The 18,736-nt window shown below is 69.6% G+C and carries 15 protein-coding genes and 1 pseudogene; 11 read left to right on the top strand and 5 right to left on the bottom strand.

The window, feature by feature from the left end; all coding sequences use genetic code 11:
- The first annotated feature begins 6 nt into the window (after positions 1–6).
- A pseudogene (locus VKG81_RS08355) lies at positions 7–563 on the top strand (pentapeptide repeat-containing protein).
- Between the two features lie 160 nt (positions 564–723).
- On the opposite strand, the gene VKG81_RS08350 reads toward VKG81_RS08355, so the two are convergent.
- Positions 724–1,116, bottom strand: a complete 393-nt coding sequence (locus VKG81_RS08350; protein ID WP_324395378.1) for a hypothetical protein — start codon at positions 1,114–1,116, stop codon at positions 724–726.
- 180 nt (positions 1,117–1,296) lie between these two features.
- On the opposite strand from VKG81_RS08350, the gene mobF reads away from it, so the two are divergent.
- On the top strand, positions 1,297–5,475 hold the full coding sequence (gene mobF / locus VKG81_RS08345) for a MobF family relaxase (RefSeq protein WP_324395376.1): 4,179 nt from the start codon (positions 1,297–1,299) through the stop codon (positions 5,473–5,475).
- A 91-nt stretch (positions 5,476–5,566) separates the two neighbouring features.
- Here mobF and VKG81_RS08340 read toward each other — a convergent pair whose 3' ends face one another.
- Positions 5,567–5,953, bottom strand: coding sequence for a hypothetical protein (locus tag VKG81_RS08340; RefSeq protein ID WP_414685199.1), 387 nt, complete (start codon positions 5,951–5,953; stop codon positions 5,567–5,569).
- A 127-nt stretch (positions 5,954–6,080) separates the two neighbouring features.
- On the opposite strand from VKG81_RS08340, the gene VKG81_RS08335 reads away from it, so the two are divergent.
- Positions 6,081–7,475, top strand: coding sequence for a type IV secretory system conjugative DNA transfer family protein (locus VKG81_RS08335; RefSeq protein ID WP_324395374.1), 1,395 nt, complete (start codon positions 6,081–6,083; stop codon positions 7,473–7,475).
- A 239-nt stretch (positions 7,476–7,714) separates the two neighbouring features.
- Here the strand turns inward: VKG81_RS08335 and VKG81_RS08330 are convergent, their stop codons facing one another.
- From VKG81_RS08330 to VKG81_RS08320, 3 genes are read right to left on the bottom strand one after another with little or no spacing between them, the layout of a single operon-like run.
- Positions 7,715–7,918, bottom strand: a complete 204-nt coding sequence (locus VKG81_RS08330) for a three-helix bundle dimerization domain-containing protein (RefSeq protein WP_324395372.1) — start codon at positions 7,916–7,918, stop codon at positions 7,715–7,717.
- A gap of 19 nt (positions 7,919–7,937) precedes the next feature.
- The gene (locus tag VKG81_RS08325) at positions 7,938–8,708 is read right to left on the bottom strand and encodes a hypothetical protein (RefSeq protein WP_324395370.1); all 771 of its coding nucleotides are present in this window, start codon (positions 8,706–8,708) and stop codon (positions 7,938–7,940) included.
- Positions 8,698–9,087 (bottom strand): helix-turn-helix transcriptional regulator, encoded by a 390-nt coding sequence (locus VKG81_RS08320; RefSeq protein ID WP_324395369.1) that lies wholly within the window; start codon positions 9,085–9,087, stop codon positions 8,698–8,700. Before VKG81_RS08320 ends, VKG81_RS08325 begins: the two co-directional genes overlap by 11 nt.
- A gap of 184 nt (positions 9,088–9,271) precedes the next feature.
- Between VKG81_RS08320 and VKG81_RS08315 the strand changes: the two genes are divergently transcribed.
- From VKG81_RS08315 to VKG81_RS08280, 8 genes are read left to right on the top strand one after another with little or no spacing between them, the layout of a single operon-like run.
- On the top strand, positions 9,272–10,183 hold the full coding sequence (locus VKG81_RS08315; RefSeq protein ID WP_324395367.1) for a hypothetical protein: 912 nt from the start codon (positions 9,272–9,274) through the stop codon (positions 10,181–10,183).
- Positions 10,183–11,094, top strand: coding sequence for a conjugal transfer protein (locus tag VKG81_RS08310; RefSeq protein WP_324395365.1), 912 nt, complete (start codon positions 10,183–10,185; stop codon positions 11,092–11,094). The genes VKG81_RS08315 and VKG81_RS08310 overlap by 1 nt, the downstream gene beginning before the upstream one ends.
- Before the next feature lie 2 nt (positions 11,095–11,096).
- Positions 11,097–11,378, top strand: coding sequence for a hypothetical protein (locus VKG81_RS08305; RefSeq protein WP_324395363.1), 282 nt, complete (start codon positions 11,097–11,099; stop codon positions 11,376–11,378).
- Between the two features lie 6 nt (positions 11,379–11,384).
- Positions 11,385–11,762 carry a hypothetical protein gene (locus VKG81_RS08300; protein WP_324395360.1) on the top strand — a complete coding sequence of 126 codons (378 nt, stop codon included), beginning with the start codon at positions 11,385–11,387 and terminating at the stop codon, positions 11,760–11,762.
- Positions 11,752–14,268, top strand: a complete 2,517-nt coding sequence (locus tag VKG81_RS08295) for an ATP-binding protein (RefSeq protein WP_324395358.1) — start codon at positions 11,752–11,754, stop codon at positions 14,266–14,268. Before VKG81_RS08300 ends, VKG81_RS08295 begins: the two co-directional genes overlap by 11 nt.
- Positions 14,265–16,220: a hypothetical protein gene (locus VKG81_RS08290; RefSeq protein ID WP_324395357.1), complete on the top strand. Its 1,956-nt coding sequence runs from the start codon at positions 14,265–14,267 to the stop codon at positions 16,218–16,220. Before VKG81_RS08295 ends, VKG81_RS08290 begins: the two co-directional genes overlap by 4 nt.
- A complete protein-coding gene (locus VKG81_RS08285) occupies positions 16,217–17,995 on the top strand; it encodes an AAA family ATPase (protein WP_324395355.1) in 1,779 nt (592 codons plus the stop codon). Before VKG81_RS08290 ends, VKG81_RS08285 begins: the two co-directional genes overlap by 4 nt.
- Positions 17,992–18,693, top strand: coding sequence for a DUF2637 domain-containing protein (locus VKG81_RS08280; protein WP_324395354.1), 702 nt, complete (start codon positions 17,992–17,994; stop codon positions 18,691–18,693). Before VKG81_RS08285 ends, VKG81_RS08280 begins: the two co-directional genes overlap by 4 nt.
- Positions 18,694–18,736 lie beyond the last annotated feature (43 nt).

Here is an 18,736-nt window from a genome sequence, read left to right as displayed (position 1 = left end):
GATGACATCGATGGGAGGCTGTGGACTGATCGAGAATTCAATGGTCAGGACTTCCGGGATGCCGATCTTTCGCGGCTGCGCACCGAGCGCGCCGTGTTCAGCGAATGCAACTTCAGCGGGACGAACCTAGCCGAGTCCGAGCACATCGCGTCCGCTTTCCGTAACTGCAATTTTCGCGCGACGACACTGTGGCATAGCACTTTCCGCAATTGCAGCCTGCTCGGATCGGTGTTTTCACACTGCCGGCTGCGACCACTGACGTTGAGTGAAGTCGATTTCTCCCTGGCGGTCCTCGGCGGCTGTGATCTGCGCGGGTTGGACTTCAGTTCGTGTCGGCTGCGGGAGGCCAGCCTCGTGGAGTCGGATCTTCGCGAGGCCGTCTTGCGTGGTGCGGATCTGCGGGGAGCGAAAACAACTGATACACGGTTCGAGAAAGCAGATTTGCGCGGCGCTCTGACAGACCCGTCCTTGTGGACGAGCACAAAGCTCGCAGGCGCGAAGGTCGATATCGCCCAGGCGTTGGCTATGCGGGCGCTCATGGCCTCCAAGTCCATGGCCAATAGCCCCGGCGGTGGAGCAGCCGCTGAGTAGAGCGGGCCCTCCGCCACATCCAGCCGCCCCTCCGATTGCTGCGTCATCGGGAGCAGCGCCTCACGGCCCGGCGCGGTTCAGCACACGCGAGTCGATGCTGGGAACGTGCGACGTGCGACCCGGTGGCAACTATCATCGCGGTCCGTGGTCCGCCACGCCTAGGCTCGACCCTGCCGTTGGCGCCGCGCCGTCGGGGCGCGCCAGCTTCAGGTACGAGCGCACCTCCGTTTCGGTCGTCTCGGCCAGCTCGGCGAGCGCACTCACCGTCTCACCGCGCGCACGCATCCGCGCCAACGCCGACGCGGCCGCGAGGCGGTGCTCGTCTCGCCGGCGCGCCGCCTCGGCTCCCACCTGCGAAACCCGTTCCGCCTCCCACACATCCACACTGGCCAGCCGGGTGCGCGCCACCAGAAACGTCGCCATGTCCTCGAGGTTGTGCCGTTCCCGCCGGGCCCGCTCCTCTTGTGCTTTCACCTGCGCTTCACGCACCTTGCGGCGCGCCGCGGCCATCGACTGAGTGTTCATCCCCGGACCCTAGAACCGGCCGCGGGATAGCAGCCACCACCACACCCGACTCCGCCACCGCCGCCTAACCCCACACACCTCTTGCATTCAGGGTCACGATTCGGTCACGACCGCCGGCGCGGTGGAGGATTCGACGGCCGTCGACTGTCTAACGTGCGGCCCGAGAGGGGTTTGGCCGTGATGAGCCTGCACAAACTGACCGCCGGCGACGGCTATCTGTACCTGGTCCGCCAGGTCGCCGCCGCCGACACCACCGAGCGTGGCCGCAGCAGCTTGTCGGACTTCTACTCAGCCAAAGGCGAATCGCCCGGCCGCTGGGTCGGCAAGGGTCTCGCCGCACTCGCCGACCCCGGGCCCTACCCGGTCGACCCCGCCACCGCCGAAAATCTGTGGCAGGTTCCGGCGGGCTCACAGGTCACCGAACAGCAGATGGCGGCCCTGTTCGGGGAGGGTCTGCACCCCAATGCCGAGGCGATCACCGCCCACTTCACCGCCTGCGGGGCACCCGCACGCGCGGCGATCGACGCCGCCCGGCTGGGCCGGCGCTTCCACATCCCCGACGGCGAAACCGCTTTCATGCGCGCTCTCGCGGTGGCGTACCGCGAGCACAACAGCGCTGTCGGGCAGGCGTTGAACGCGCCCATCGACGCGCCCACCCGCGCCGCCATCCGCACCGCGGTGGCGCGCGAAAAATTCGCCGAGCACTACGGACGCGCGCCCGCCGATGAGCGCGAGCTGTCGGGTTTCATCGCACGCAACACCAGAGCCCGCGCCACCGCCGTCGCCGGATACGACCTCACCTTCTCGCCGGTGAAATCGGTCAGCGCCCTGTGGGCGGCCGCCCCGATGCCGATCTCCAAGAGGATCGAAGAGGCCCACGACGCCGCGGTCGCCGACGTCCTTGACTACCTGGAAAGCGCTGCGGCGTTCACCCGCTCGGGCACCAACGGCGTCGCCCAGGTCGACACGCACGGGCTGATCGCCGCGGCGTTCACCCACCGCGACAGCCGTGCCGGCGACCCCGACCTGCACACGCACGTAGCGATTTCGAACAAGGTCGCCACCACCGACAGTGACGGCCCCACGCGTTGGCTCGCCCTTGACGGGCAGCCGCTGCACCGGGTGGCCGTTGCCGCCTCCGAGCTCTACAACACCCGGCTCGAGGCCCACCTCGGCGCGCGCCTAGGGGTGCGGTTCGCCGACGTCACACCGTCCGGGCGGCCGGTGCGCGAAATCGTCGGTGTGCCGAACGAACTGCTCACCCGATGGTCATCGCGGCGCGCGGCCATCGAAGCGCGCACCGCCGAGCTGTCCAAACAGTTCCAGGCCGAACACGGTCGCGAACCCACCAACATCGAAGCGATCGCCCTGGCCCAGCAGGCCACCCTCGAATCGAGAGAGGCCAAGCACGAGCCCCGCAGCATGGCCGAGCAGAGAGCCGCCTGGCGCATTGAAGCCGTCGAGCTCCTCGGCCGCAAGGGGCTGGCGACGATGCTCGGGGCGGCGCTCACGTCGCACCCACCCCCACTCCCCCGGCCCACACCGCAATGGGTCGCCACACAGGCCGCCCGCGTTGTCGACATCGTCTCCGCCGCCCGCGCCAGCTGGCAACGCCACCACGTGCTCGCCGAGGCCCAGCGTGTCGTCCGTGCCAGCGGGCACGCCGCCAACCCCACACTGGCCCAGGCGATCACCGAGGCCGCACTCGCTGAGCCACTTTCCATCCCGCACGCCCGTATCGCCGACTACGAGCAAGGCGAGCCAGTCGTGCTGCGCCGCCGCGACGGTGCCAGCGTCTACACCCGCCACGGCACCGCCAGGTACACCTCGGCGAAAACCCTTGCCGCCGAGCGCCGTATCCTCGCCGCCGCTACCCGTGTCGGCGGCCGCAGGGCGTCCCGGCACGATGTCGACCTCGCCTTCGCCGACGCCGCCGCCCGCGGCCGCACCCTCAACCCCGGCCAAGCCGCTCTGGTAGCCGACATGGCTACCAGCAGCCGGCGGGTCGCTCTCGCTTTGGCGCCTGCGGGCACCGGCAAGACCACCGCGATGGCCGCCCTGTCACACGCCTGGCGCTCCTCCGGCGGCACCGTCCTCGGCTTGGCGCCGACCGCTTCCGCCGCCATCGAACTCGGCACCGACCTGAGCGCCCCCACCGACACCGTCGCCAAATACGTCCACCTCGCCCACACGGCCTCCCGGCCAAAACCCGGCTGGTTCGCCCGCATCGACGACAAGACGCTGATCATCATCGACGAAGCCGGCAAAACCGGCACCCACGACCTCGACGCGGTCATCGGCCATGCTCTCGCCAGCGGCGCCAGCGTGCGCCTCGTCGGCGACGACGGCCAGCTCGCCTCGATCTCCGCGGGCGGGGTGCTGCGCGACATCGCCGCCGAAACCGACGCGCTGACCCTCTCGCAACTGGTGCGATTCACCTCCCCCGCCGAGGGCGCCGCCTCCCTCGCGCTGCGCGCCGGCGACCCGGCCGGCATCGGCTGCTACATCGACCACCACCGCGTCCATGTCGGCGCCACCGCCACCGCCGCCGACATGGCCTACACGGCATGGCGCGCCGACCTGGCCGCCGGGCGGGACAGCCTGCTGCTGGCCCCGACCAACGACACCGTCGACGCGCTCAACGCGCGCGCCCGCCTCGAACGCCTCACCATCGAAAACCGCACCGCAATAACGGAAGTGGTCCTTGCCGACCAGCTCAGGGCCTCCGCGGGTGACATGGTGCGCGCCCGGCGCAACGCGCGCTGGCTTCCGCTGGGACGCACCGACTTTGTCAGAAACGGCTACCGCTTCACCATCACCGAGGTCCTCAACGGCGGCGCGCTGCGCGTCCGCCACGTCGCAACCGGCGGGCGGCTCGTGCTGCCCGCCGACTACGTCGCCGCCCACGTCACGTTGGGCTACGCCGCAACCATCGACAACGCGCAAGGCCTGACCGCGCAATACAGTTGCCACGTCGTCGGCGGCGACCACCTCACCCGTCAACGGCTCTACGTCGCCCTCACCCGCGGGAGGACCGAAAATCACATCTACCTGTCCACCGCCGAAACCGACGCCCATCGCATCATCACCCCGAAAGCCACCCACCCCGATACCGCCGTCGACGTGCTCACCCGCGCCCTGGCCCGCGACGACGCCCAAGTCTCGGCCCTCAGCGCCCAGCGCGACGCCCACGACCCGTTCACCCGGCTCCGTGCCGCCGCCGACATGTATCACGACGCCCTGGGCACCGCCGCCGAACACCAACTCGGTCGCCACCGGCTCGCCGGGATCGCCACCGCCGCGGAGCTTTTCGCACCCGGAGTCACCGCGGCCGAGGGGTGGGCTGTGCTGCGCAAGCACCTCGCGGTGCTGGCCGCCGCCGGGGACGACCCCGCCACCGTCCTGGCCGCCACGGTCAGCCAAGCCCCCCTCGACGACGCCACCGACCCCGCTGCGGTGCTCGACTGGCGCATCGACCCCACCGGCGGGCACTCCACCCGCATCGGGCCGCTGCGCTGGCTGCCCGCCATCCCCGCAAGCCTGCGCGGCGACGCGCAATGGGGCCCTTACCTTGCGCGGCGGGAAAGGCTCGTCACCCAGCTGGCCGACCAGATCCGCGCCACCACCCGCGAGTGGACCGATGCCACCGCGCCGCTGTGGGCCAAACCGGTGATGGCCACCGACCCGGCGCTGGCCGCCGAGATCGCGGTCTTCCGCGCCGCCGTCGGAGTCCCGCCCCAAGACTCCCGGCCCTTGGGCGCCAAGCAGTACCCGGCGCGCACCCGTGCGGTGCAGGCGCTGCTGGAAACCCACGCCGCCAAGGCGATCGGGCGCCGCCACGCCGACACCAGGCGATGGCATCACCTCATCGACTCCATCGACCCCCGCATCCGTACCGACGGCTACTGGCCGCAGCTGGCCACCCGCCTCGCCGACGCCGCACGCGGCCGCCCCGACCTCGCCCGGCTGGTCAAAGCCGCCGCCGCCCAAGCGCCACTACCGGACGAAATGCCCGCTGCCGCGCTGTGGTGGCGACTCGCCGCGGAACTGTCCCCGGTTACCCTCGACACCCCCCGCGCCCATCTGCGCCCCGCCTGGATCTCCGACTTGCACGACGTCTTCGGCTCCGCGGTCGCCGAAACCATCGCCGCCGATCCCCCGCTGTCACCCGAGGACGAAGAACAACTCCCGCCAGACTCTCATCACCGGCCGGAGACGGGCGATGCGTCACGGCGCCACGACCCCATCCGCTCTGCCACCCCGCCCGCGTATCAGCGCCACCCCACCACCGGTCGCATCCGCGACCGGAGGAAGGACAACGGCATCGACCGCGGCCGCGATACCGGCATCGACATCTAGGCGCGACCCCAAGCGCGGGGCCGATCCACCGGTCCCGACGGCTCGGCGGAATACTCCGCTGCGACAACAGCGCGATGCGCGCCCGCGGGCATTAGCCCCAGAAGTCGCGACCGTGGTCGTTGCCGTCGATATCGCGGTGGTGGTCGTCGTGACACGTGCCGCCGTCCCAGTTGAAGCCCCACTCCGGTCGCCAGAAGTCGCCCGGGCACCAGTGATAGCGCGGCGCATACCCGGCAGGTCCGGCCCAGAAGTCGCGACTGTGGTCGTTGCCGTCGATGTCGCGGTGGTGGTCGTCGTGACAGGTGCCCCAGTCCCAGTTGTTGCCCCATCCCGGATCCCAACCGTCGCCGGGGCACCAGTGATAGGCCGGGAACGGCCCCGGATCCGCCTGGGCGCCCGTTGCGGCTCCCAAACCGGCGAGCCCCAACCCGGCAGTCATCACGAACGTCGCAGTCGCATAACGTCGCAAGCTCCTCATGCTGACAACGAAACCGCAACACGCTATGCGTCATGTAGGTGGACCCGCACAGCTTCCTGTCAGCCGGCTTCGTGAAAGGTGCCCGCGGTGGTGGACCGCGACAGCATCGCCGACCGATGATCACCCCGTGGCCCACCGCGAGACCTACACCCCGTATTGCGGGCTGACCTACAACGACCAGAACCGGCCGGTGCGCGCCGACAGCGCCCCACACATCGCCATCAGCGCTCCTACCCGCACCGGCAAGACGCGACGGATCCTGGCCCCCGCCGCGGTGCTGCACCCAGGGCCGGCGGTGTGTGTGTCATCGAAAGAGGACCTTGCCGAGCTGGTGCTGACCAAACGCTGCCTGGGCGTCACCGCCGTCATCGATCTGCGGCCGCAGAAGACGCTGGTCTGGCCCGCGGGCGTGCGCGCCATGGTCACCGACCCCACCCGATCCATCACCACACCGGGGGAGGCGTTGACCGTTGCCGAGGTGATGCTGGCCACCTCGGGTGTCGGATTCGGGGGCGCCGCCAACAGCACCGCCGTCGCCGCCGACGGGTTGTGGGAATCCAGTGCATCACGCCCGCTCGCCTGCTTGCTTTACGCCGCAAGCGATTTAGGCAACGGCCACGGCATGCCGTGGGTGCTGCAGGCGGTCGAGAACCTCGGCGTCGACAGCGACGACGACACCGCCGCGGCGCCGACCAAACCTTCCTGGCTGGCCGCCTACGGCTTGTGCCCGCACCCGATTCTCGCGGAACCGCTCATGCGGGTGCTGTCGATGAGCGACCGCCTGCGCGACAGCGTGGCCATCACCGTCGCCAAGGCGGTCACCCCCTGGGTGCGGCTGGCGCTGACCGCCGGCGACACCGGCCACCGGCTGCGCGCCGTTGAGCGGCTCAGCATCGACATCTTCGATCTGCACATGCTCGACGAACCCGATGCCACCCTGTTCGTGTTGGCGCCCAACACCGGAACCGTCGCCGGCGCCGCCGTGGCCCTCGTCGACTCCATCATCCAGTACTTCCGCAAGAAGACCGCCAACCATCAACTGACCCACCGCCTGCTGCTCGAGCTCGACGAAGTGTGCAACTCGTGCCCCCTGCCGACGCTGCTCAACTACGTCGGGGAATCGGCCGGACTGGGTGTCAACATCCTGGCCACCGTGCAGGCTTCCAGCCACTTCGACGTGGTATACGGGCCCAGGTACGCTGATGCGCTGCGCGACATCTTTCCCGGGACGCTGATCATGTACGGCGCCCACGAGCGTCACCTTCTCGAACAGGCCTCCCACTGGGCCGGACTGTCGACGCGGCGCACCGAATCCTACGAGCCCAACAGCGGTGGGCGGTCACAGTACACACAGTTCGGGGCGACCATCGAATGGCAGGAATTCCTCCCGCAGAACCGCGAAGAAGCCCAGCTGGTGCTGCGCGGAACTCCCGGGATCCGCGTGCACATCCCCGACTGGTCCCACTTCATTCCCATCTTCGACCGGGCGATCCAGCGACGCCTCGACAAGACCCGAGCTTGATCGCGGCTCTCCGCATCCCCATCGAGCTCCGCGGCGTTCCGGCACTCCGACGGTAGGATCGGGACAACGCTGCGCGACGCTGCGTGGCCCCGGCGGGCCGCACTCGGATGGCTGCAATACCGGTATCGGCGGCACCCGAATTGTTCGCGAAGGACGACATGGACGAGTCGGTCGCTCGCGCCGGGATCTTCACACGGCTGGAGCCACGGCCTTTGAGCTGACTCCTCGGCCGGCGCGGGCTACGCGTCGAGCTTGGCCAACTCCGCTTGCGCGTTTCGTTCGACGAACAGCGGCACGAAGTCGCGCAGCGGGCGCCCGTGAAACCTGGCGTGAACCTTGTGAACGACGTCGGCGACCGTCAACGGCGGCACCGTCGGGTGCTTGTGAGTGAGTCGCTGGACGACGTCCCCGATGGCCACCTGCTCGCTCTTCTTCTCGACCACCCGTACAGCGTGACACCGCTCAGGAAGCGATGGCAACGACGGGCTTGCTCGCCAATCCCACCAGCACGACCCCGCAGTACCACACGATCCCGACCCAGGCCACCGTCGCGCCGCTGAGCATCGGGAGCCAATGGATCTGCGGCGGGGTGCGCCGCCGGGCGATCGGCACCTGCTCGACCGGTTGTGGCGTCGGATCAAGCACGGTCGGCATCGCAACGTCGCCGGGACCCAGGATCAGATCGTCGTCCACATCGGGTGCCAGCGGCGTCATCGGCCACCAGTCGGTGGAACCGTCGACGGCCAACCAGCCCTCCACCACGCCGTAGCCGGCGGCCGCCAGAAAGGCGGCGGGGATCTGGGCCAACACCCAGGGTGTGACGACCGCCGATGACAGGTTCGGCTCTGGATCGAAGAGCCCCGGCAACGGTAACCCGCAGGCCACAGCGGTCCACAGCAACGCAGGAATCGGATACGCGCGCAGCCGATCTGGGATCAGCCAGGTGATCCAGCCATACAGCGCCCGCCCGAGCGGCCAGCCCAGCGGCGCGGCGATCGCCACCGCGGCGACCAGCGCCGACTCCAGCGCCCCCGTCGCGGTGGAGGCGGTCCGAAACGCCAACGGTGCGGTGACCTGGTCATCGTGAGGATCGGGCCGCACACCGATGCGGTCACGATCGCGGGCGCGAATCCTCTTGCCCAGCAACTCCGCCCGGCGCTTCTGGAACAGGAAGATCCCCGCGTGTGCGGCGATCCAGGCGCGGCGCTGCTCGTCGAGGACCTCAGCCGACACGGCTGTTGGTCTGCGTCGACAGCAGCTCGCTCACCAGCTCGCGGCAGTCACCGAGCATGTCCTCCAAGGTGTGCAGGACCTTGAGCACATGAGCGTGCTCGGCGCTGCATACATCGCCGGCCCTGGTGCGCGGCAACCGGGCCGAGGGGGTGCCCCCGCGCAGGATCGCCGTCGCCGATCCGGGCGCCCAACCCAGTGAGGCGTCCAGGCGCATGAGCGTGGCGGCCGATAGCGGGCGCGCGCCGGTGATGGCCTTGTTCAAGGTGGAGCGGCTCGGGCCGCCGCGCCGCGCCAGCTCCCCGCGGCTGATTCGCAGCATCGCCAGGCGCCTGGCGACGAAGTAGTCGAGTCGTGCCACTCCGGAATCAGGTGCATTCACGATTACCTACCCAACCATAACCAACTGTAATCGTCTACAGATGTTGGACAGGTTCGGCATCTCCCCAGTACGGTCTGAAACGAAGACGACCATCCATGAGTGTTTGGAGGGGCTCGATGAAGGCACCGACCCTGTCGGCGACCACGCCACGCGCCACCGGAACCAGGCGGGGAAGCACCCGGCCGTGAACCCCCAACCCGACGACCTGCACTGGCTGCGGCGCATCGGCGTCACCACCGCCGCCACCGACCGCGCCGACCCTGCCGGCGACGGCACCGACATCATCGACCTCGACGCCGACCCCACCGACCTCGACGCCACAGCCAATGACGACTCACCCGCGCCCACCCCTGAACGCTTCACCCGCTGGGTGGCGGCCGTTTTCGGTGCCGTGGCGCTGGTTGCCACCGCCGCCACCGCCGGGGCCGCGGCCCTGACCGCGCGCGACCCCGCCCCCGCTGGCGCGGCCGAGCCCAGCCTCATGGCCCACCCACCGGTGGCCGCCCTGCCAACAAACACTCCCCAAAGCGCCGACTCCCCGATCCCGTTCACCGCCTCCGCCGACTGCCCCCCGGGATCGACCGCCGCCCAATCGGTAGCCGACCCCCGCGCAACGGCCGCGTGGATCTGCGCCCGATCCGTCGACGGCCAAGTCCTGCGCATCGACCTTGGCCGCGCCTACGTCATCACCGCGGTGTCGATCGTGCCCGGCGCCATCACAGGCAGCGACGACCAATCCGACCCGTGGTCGCAGCACCGCGTCGTCACCCGAATCCAGTGGCAGTTCAACGACGTCGACAAAACCGTGCGCAACCAAAACACCGGCGACGTCCGCGGCGAGGCCGTGCTGGGCGTGCCCAACGTGCTGGCCTCGGCCATCACCGTGATCATCCAGCAGACCAGCCGACCCCCCGCCATCGCACCCACCACCACACCCGCGCAGCCCCCTGCCGACGGCGTGCTCGGCCCCATCCTCGGCTCGGCGCCCACCGAAGCACCATCGGTGCAACTGCCAGACGAGCCTCCACCACCCGACCCCAGCGACGGCACCTTCGCGGTCACCACAATCAAAGTCATTGGGCACAAGGCCATCTGATGCCCGCCCTGAGCAACACCTGGAAACGGCGGCTGGCGGCCGGCGCGCACGGCGGCGGGCGCATCGTCGTGATCATCCTGGTGGCGAGTGCCGCCCTCAACGGCCTCGCCCTGATATGGCATGCCGTCTTTCCACAAGCACCGCCGCCGATAGCCGGCACCGCCCGCACCGTGGTCAACCAATCCGACCTTGTCAAGGCCTTCGCCGTCGACTGCGTCAGCAGCTGGCTGACCGCCGCCACCACCGAGCAGCCCGACCTGGGCCGCTGCTATCCCGGCACCGACAAAATCACCCTGCCCACCACCCCCGCGCTGATTGTCACCGCACCCCTCGCCCAGGCAACGGCGCAGGGCCCCAGCCACAACGACATCAGCACCTACGGCGTCATCGTGGGCGTCACCGAGCGGCCCTACCCCACCGCCCCCCCGACCCGCGCCTACTACCAGCTCTCCGTCAGCGTGTACGACGGCGCCGGCCCGCGCGCCCTGACCACCCCCGCCCGCATCGACCCTCCACCGCCCGGGGCCGACGTCGACCTGGGCTACCCGCACACCGTGACCACCAACAGTCCCCTGGCCGGCATGCTCGGCGGGTTCATCACGTGCTACCTGACCGGCGCCCCCGGCCTGGAGCGGTTCATCACCCCCGACTCCGGGCTTACCGCGCTGCACGCCTACGCCGCGGCCGCCGTGCGCGCAATCCAGGCCGCCGCCAACCCACCCGACAACCCTGCCGACCACACCGAAATCCACGTGCTCCTCACCGTTTCGGCCCGCAGCGCCGGCTACACCCCCTACGACCTGACCTACCCACTCACCGTGCGCGCCGATGCGGGCAGCTGGTCGGTCGCCGCCATCGACCCCGTCCCGCAACTCGCCGACGCCACCGCCGGCCCTGATAAGGAGAAATAACGATGCCCATCACCCTGCACGCCGCCGCCGACATCGTCTCGATCTCACATGAGCTCTACTACGTCGTGGCCGCCGTCGCCGGCGTGGCGTTCATCGCCGGCGGGATCATCAAAGCCCTCCACAAACAACACAAGATCGGCACCGGCGCGGCCGTCGCCGCCTTCATCGGCGGGCTGGTGCTGTCGATCATGGTCGGATCGGCGATCAGCCTGCGCGACATCGGCGCCAACGAACTCGACAAGCGCACCGGCATCCACCAAGAGTCCGGCTACTACGGCCAATAGCCGCCCATGACCACCCCCACCGGGGACAACGCCAAGGTCTACACCGGCATCCGCGACGTGCCCATCTACGCCGGGGAAACCTCGCCCGGCAACCGGCTGCCCGGCGGCCCCTATCGGCGGCCCGAACTGTTCGCCATCGCCGCGATCACCATTCCCACCATCTGGTGGGTGCGCGGCCACGTCGACTCCGGCTGCGCCCTGCCCGTGCTGCTGGGCGGCGCCGCCCTGGCCGTCGCGGTCACCGCCGCGCTGCGGCTGGCACTGCCCAAACGCCGCCCCGCCCTGACAACCCGCGCCCAGTTCCTCTACCGCACCATCAGGCCCCCGCACCGCGCCGCCACCGCCCACGGCGCCGAAGCAGACAGCACCAAACATGCGCATTGATCCCCGCTTTGACCCACCCCGCAAAGTGATCGGAAATCTGCGATTCACCCGTGGCGGCGTCTACGCCGACTACCTGCTCGACGGGCTGGCCGTCACCATGCGGTCGCTTCCCACCCACGAACGCGCCGCCCGGCTGACCCGCAATCTCGGCCGAAACCTGCCCTCCGGCAGCCTCATCAGCGGTCTGCTCGTCGCCGACGACCAGCACCAGATCCTGCGCACCATCGTCGGAAGCCACGCCCAAAAGCCCGACTGGGTCACCCAATGCCGGCGGTGGGAACCCGTCATCGCGGCCCCCGCACCGGCCATCACCACCGGCTACACCGGGCCGGTGCAGCGCCGCTACTGGCTCACCGTCCCCGTCGACGCCGGACGTGCCGGGCGCACCACCGCCGGGCAGGGAAAACGGCTGTGGGACTGGGTCGCCGGGCGCGATCAAGACTGCGGGCACTCGATCACTCGCTACGCGAGAGTCGCCGGCGACATCATCTCCGCTCTGCCCGACGAATTCCACATCACCCCCGCCAGCCCCGCCCGAATCCTGTGGCATCACCGCCACAACGTGTTCCGCGGCGTCTGCCACGATCCCCTCCCCATCGACAGCACCGGCCCCGACGCGCTCACCACAGAAGACTTCGACCGCGCCGCATTCGACGAGGGCGCCAACGCGATCCGCACCACCCGCTGGCCGACCAGACGGCCCGTAGTGCGCGTCCACAACCCCGACCACCCCGACAAACCCGCCAGCTACCAAACCTTCCTCACCGTCACCCACTTCCCCGAAGCCGGCCTCAAATTCCCGAGAGCCGCCTACCTGCACGCCCTGGACAACGTGCCGACGACCGCCACCATCGACTGGATCCAGCACCTGACCATCCGCACCCCCGACCTGGCCTTGGCACTCAACCACTGCACCGCCAAGAACCTCAAAGACCAAGACCGCCAACGCGGCCCCGCCGCCGACGAAGATGACGAACTACTCACCAAACTCGTGGGCACGCGCTGCTACAGCAGCGAACTCAAGGCCAACCCCGCCGAACGCGAAATCGACCACAGCGTCGTCATCGCCGTCGGCGCGCCCGACCCCGACACCCTCGACGACGCCGTCAAACACGTCCGCCTCCAGCTCGACGCCGCCGGCATCGCGTTCGACCGCTGGACCGGCGGCCAGGGGCAGCTGTGGAAGGCCTTCAACCCCGGCAGCGAAAACAGCAGCCCCATCAACGAATTCCGCAACCCCACCACCTCGCACCGCTGGTCACGGTTCATGCCGCTGATCTCCGATGCCGTCGGAAACGCCACGGGCAGCCCACTGGCTGTCAACCAGACCACGCTGAGACCGGCCATCGTCCTGCACGACCCCGAAGGCGCCGCCCGGCGCAACCACAACACCGGCCTGGCGCTCGTCGGCGAGCCCGGCGGCGGAAAATCCAACCGCGCCAAGCTCTCCGGGCGGGAGGTCGTCCTCAGAGGCGGGCGTGTTGTCGCGTTCGACCCAGGCACGCTCGGCGAATGGGCCAAAGCCCTTTGCGGCCTCCGCGGCCTGCAGGTCATCGACCCCGCGACCGCCGGATTCTCCGTCGACCCGCTGCGCATCTTCCCCCACGAGTCCGCTGCCGGCGCCGCCGCCGACCACATCCTGCCGATGCTGGGCATCGACGCCGACAGCCTCGCCGCGATGGCCTACACCCAGGCAATCCGCCCCGACCGGCGTGCCGGCTACGGCATCACCAGCCACCGCACCCTCATCAACCACCTACGCGCGCAACCCCACCCGCACACCGACGAGCTGCTGCTGCGCCTGGAGGCCTGGGCCGCAATGGACTACACCCGGGTCCTGTTCGACGACACGCTCCCGCCCTACTGCCCCACCGACGCGCCGGCCACCGTGTGGCTCACCCGCAACCTGTCGCTACCCGACGCCGCCGAGGTCGCCAACCCCCACCTGTACTCCAAACTCGAACGCCGCCAGAAAGCCGGCATGGCCCTCTACGGGCTGCTCATCGACACCGAACAACAACATATGTTTGCCCACCCCGAACGCTTTGACGTGATGATCTTCGAAGAATGCGCCGAACTGCTCGCCTACCCCGCCGGCGCGAAAACCGCGCACCGCATCACCCGCCAAGGACGCAAACACGCCACCGGCATCTGGCTGATCACCCAGGACTTCCATGACCTGGCCCCGATGGGCGACAAGTTCGTCACCCAGAAATGGCTCTTCCGTATCTCCGACCGCACCCTGGCCGCCGAAACCCTCGCCTGGGCCGGCATCGACCCGGGCCTCTATCCCGACCTGGTCGCCGCCTACGCCGAAGACACCAGCCCCGCCAACACGCGCGAAACCAGCGACGGCCGAATCGAACCCGGCGCCGTCGACCCGTGGCGGCGCGGCGAAGGATTCATGGTCGACGAATTCGGCCGCGCCGCGCGCGTCCAATTCCTCGGCGCCCCCACCCGACAACTGGCCGCCGCCCTCGACACCACCCCTCCGATCAGCGCATGACCCCCACCGGCGCCGCCGCCGCCTGGCTGGCCGAACACCCCGCCGCGCGCCGCGCGCTCACCACCGTGCTCGCCGCACACACCCTGGCCCTGTGGTCGATCACCGCCGCCCCCCGAGCCGCCGCCGCCACCGGCGCGACCGCCCTGGGCTGGACCGGGCTCAAAGACACAGACGGCGTTCCGCTCGGCGACTACTTCCTGTCGGTGGTCGACACCCCCGAAGCGGTCACCAACAACGGCCAGGGCCTGTCCGTCCTCGACCCCTCCGCCCTCCTCAAGTGGAGCGCCCAGGCAGCCCAAACCGCCGCCATCCACGCCACCGCCGCCTGGTGGCTCACCAACGAAGCCGCCGCGTTCATCTTCACCGTCGCCCTCTCGCTGTGGTTCCTGCGGTTCACCATGTCCAGCTCATGGCTGGTCGGCCTGGCCCAGATCGGCCGGCCCATCTACAGCGCCTTCAGCAGCCTGGTCGACCAGATCTGGCTCGGGCCACTGGCCGTCACCGTGTGCGTGTGTGTCGGCGGGTTTCACATGATGCGCGGCCGGCGCGGCCGCGGCTGGGCCGTGATCGGCTCCGGCGCGCTGCTCACGGTGCTGCTGGCCACCGTGTTCCGCGACCCGATCACCGACCTGTTCAGCGACAACGGCCTGTTGGCCGTCGGCCGGGCCACCGGCTTCCAGCTCGCCGAAGCCACCCGCAACAGCTCCTACGCACCGGGCCGATCTCTCGACGTGCAGCTTGACGCGCTGCTCTCAGAACTGATCACCGCCGCGGCGCGCGAGCCGCTGCAGGTGTTCAACTTCGGCACCGTCGTCGACACCATCGGCAGCTGCCGCACCGCCTGGTCGGCCGCCGTCGTGGCCGCCGGCGGTCACGGAGCCGGACCCGCGCACGCAATGGCCACCTGCGGCGCGCCCCAAGCACTGGCCCACGCCCAACACCTCGGCGCCAACGACTTCATCCTCGGAGTGTTCTTCCTGTTGATCGCCGCGCTGATAGGGCTGTTCCTGTGGTACGTCGGGATCACCGTACTGCTGGTCGGGCTCAAAGCGCTGTTCTTCGGCGTCGTCGTCGGCCCGGCGTTGCTCGTCGGCATCACCGGACTGCCCCGCGCCGCCGCCTACGCCAAACACAGTGGCTGGCAATTGTTCCTGCACGCCCTGCAGATGACCGCGTTCACCGCCTACCTCGGTATCGCCACGATCGCCATCAGCTGGGTGCTGACTACGGGCTCGGTCGCCGTGGTGCCGAGGATGCTGCTGCTCGGGCTCGCGGCCGTCGCCGCCTTGCTGCTGTTCCGCTTCATCGATCGGTCGTTTCACACCGACGGCATCGGCACCATCGGCCACCAGATCCGCAGCGCCGCCCACGCCGGCGCCACCACCGCACGCCGGCACTACGACGACGAGCGCCAACACCTCGAACGCGTCCGCCGCCTCACCTCACGTTCCGATGTCACCGATGAAGATGACGAAAATAACGACGCGGCCCGCGGCTCCGGCGCGGAGTTCCCCACCGTCACACCCCGCCCCACACGCAGGCCGGCCGCGGCAGCCGCCGAGAGTGAAGCCGCGACCGCAGAAGCCGGCGCCGACGCCGCTGCCACCACCGGAGCAGCGACCGCCGGTTCCGCCGTCGCACCGGAAGTCGTCATCCCCGTCGCCGCCGCCGCGGCCGAGGTCAAACACGCCCGCAGCCACCACAACCAGGCGCGGCCCAGCCTGCAGGTCCGGCGTCGGGCACCCGGCGCCGCGCCGGTGACCACCCCCCAGGGCGCCCCGCCGCCCGAGCCGCACGGCCACGCCACCGTCGGGATCCGCACCGCCACCGACCCGGCCGCAGCCCCATCACCGGCGGGGACGGCCGAGCCGGCGACCGACGAGCAGCCCCTAGAATTCCCCTCGACTGCGCCCCGACAGCGGCCCCGCACGCCAGAAGGTGAACCTACGTGACCGCACGCAACTACCTCGACACCGGCATCGCCGCGCTCGGACTGCTGGGCGGGGCCGAAAATCGCCCCGCCGCGCGCGAAGCCTTCCGGCAGGCCGCCGAACTGGACCCCGCCATGTGCGACGCCTGGATGGGTCTGGCCGCCGCCGGGGACATCGGCACCGAAACCCTGCGCCGCGCCCACCAAACCAGCACCACCCTGCACCGCGAAACCCGCCGACTCGGCCTGCGCGACGACGAACTCGCCCCCACCGTGCCCGCGCCCGCCTTCCTCGAGCTCTACCCGTACACCCCCGCGGGGCTGGCCCTTGCCTACATCGCCGCGCTCATCCGCGACGGCGACTACGACACGGCCGAAAAGCTCCTCGACGACATCGACCTGAGCCGCGAACCCGCACAAACCCAGATCCACCGATTCCTCGGCGCCGCACTGCATTACCTCACCCACCGCTGGACCGACGTGCTGGACTGGACCAACAGGCCCGTCACCGCCCACAACGAGATTGTCGACGCCGCCACCACCCTGTTGGCCGGGATCGCCCACACCGGGCTGGGCCAATTCGACACCGCCCTGGCCACATTGGCACCCATCAGCTTCGACATCCACCCCGCCCCGATCGCCGCCGAAGCAGCCCTCTACCGCGGGCTCTGCCAACGCGCGCTGGGGCACGAAACCGAGGCCCGCCGGGAGTTCAGCGCCGCTGCCCTCGACGGGGTTCTGCGGCCCGACGCCGCCGCCGCCCTGAATGACCCCACGTATGGGCCAACCGTCACCACCGCCGATGCGATCGCCGCGCGCACCAACCGCTGGGACCCCGGCTCCGGGCCGTCCCTTCACGAGCTGCGCCAGGAAGCCGAACGCCAGGCCGCCGAAGAGGTCCTGCAGGAAGCCCAGGACCGCCTCGACAAGTTCATCGGGCTAACCGCCGTCAAAGCCCACATCACCGAACTGAAGAACATCCAGATCTACGACCAGGCCATGGCCGCGCGTGGTATCGACGTCGGCCCCCGTGAAAGCCTGCACATGACCCTGGTGGGACCGCCGGGCACCGCCAAAACCTCCGTCGCGCGAATCATCTGCGAAATGTATTACGGCCTGGGCATTCTCGAATCCCGGGAGTTCATCGAAGTCTCCCGCAACGACCTCGTCGGGCAGCACATCGGCGAAACCGAAGCCAAGACTGCCGCCGTGCTCAACACCGCCGCCGGGCGTGCCCTGTTCGTCGACGAAGCCGGCGACCTCTATAAGCCGGACCTGGACCGCGACTTCGGGCGCAACGCGCTGGACACCATCATGAAATTCGCCGAAGACCACCGCCACGACACACTCATCACGCTGGCCGGCTACGCCAAACCAATGAACGCGCTGCTGTCGGCCAACCCGGGACTGCGCTCCCGATTCCCCTACCAGCTCGAGTTCGTCTCCAACACGCCCGACGAAGTCACCCAGATCGCCGAGCTTTTCGCCACGGGCACCTTCCGGGTCATCCTCGCCCCAGCGGCCCTCGAGCTGTTCCGCGACACCGCCGAATGGCTGTGCACCACCCCCGCCCACGACGAATACGGCCAAAACCTCATCGATATCGCCGGCAACGGCCGCTACGCTCGCAACGTCATCGCCGCTGCCACCGCGAAAATGAAGGCCCGCAACGCATCCACCCGCGGGCTCGACCTCGCCAACGCCGACCTCGACACCGTGCGAACCGTCACCGTCGACGACATGCGCGCCGCGATCGACACCATCCTGGCCAGCGCGAACATCGAAGCGCCCCAATGATGGACGCCCACCACCGGCACGCCGTGCGGTTCTTCTGGACGGTGCTCATCGCCGCCACCGCCGCGTCGCTCGCTGGCAACGCGGTCCACGCCACCCTGCACGCCACCAGCGCGCCCCTCGGTGTCGCAGCTCTGGTGGCCACCGCCCCACCCCTCGTGCTGTTGGCTTCTACAGAAGGGGTTTCGCTGCTGCTGCGGACCCGCCGGCGGGGCACGGCCACTCACTGGTGCGCCCTGGCCATGACCGTGCTGCTGGCGATGTGCGCGTTCGTGCTGTCCTTCGACGCGCTGCGCGACCTGGCCATCCGGTCCGGCATCCCCGCGCAGCTGGCGTGGCTGTGGCCCATCGCCGTCGACGTCACCATCGCCCAGTCCACCGTCGCGTTGCTGTCACTGTCCCGCACCCCGGCAGCCGGCAGCGCAAAGGGTATCGATCAGATCCGCGAGTCCCTCGAACTCTCAAGCGCTCCAACCAAAGCCGACCACAGTCGCACCGGCGCCGCGGTCGCCCTCATCGAAGATAAGGTCACCAAGAAAAGCCCCGAGCTCGTCGAGGCGGTGCTGCAACGCTACGCCGCTGGAGAGAAAGTCGGCACCATCGCCGCTGCGCTCGACGTCCACCACAGTACTGTCCGCCGCCTATTGGCCGCCCACCACCAGCGCACCCGCACTGCTAACCGCAGCTCAACATTTCAATAGCGGCCAATACCACGCCTACCTCAAGAAGTTGTGCCCGAGGCTG

Source organism: Mycobacterium sp., assembly GCF_035314905.1.
Classification (GTDB): domain Bacteria; phylum Actinomycetota; class Actinomycetes; order Mycobacteriales; family Mycobacteriaceae; genus Mycobacterium.
Note: the sequence above shows the minus strand (reverse complement) of the source record. Positions and strands in the feature narration are given on the sequence as shown.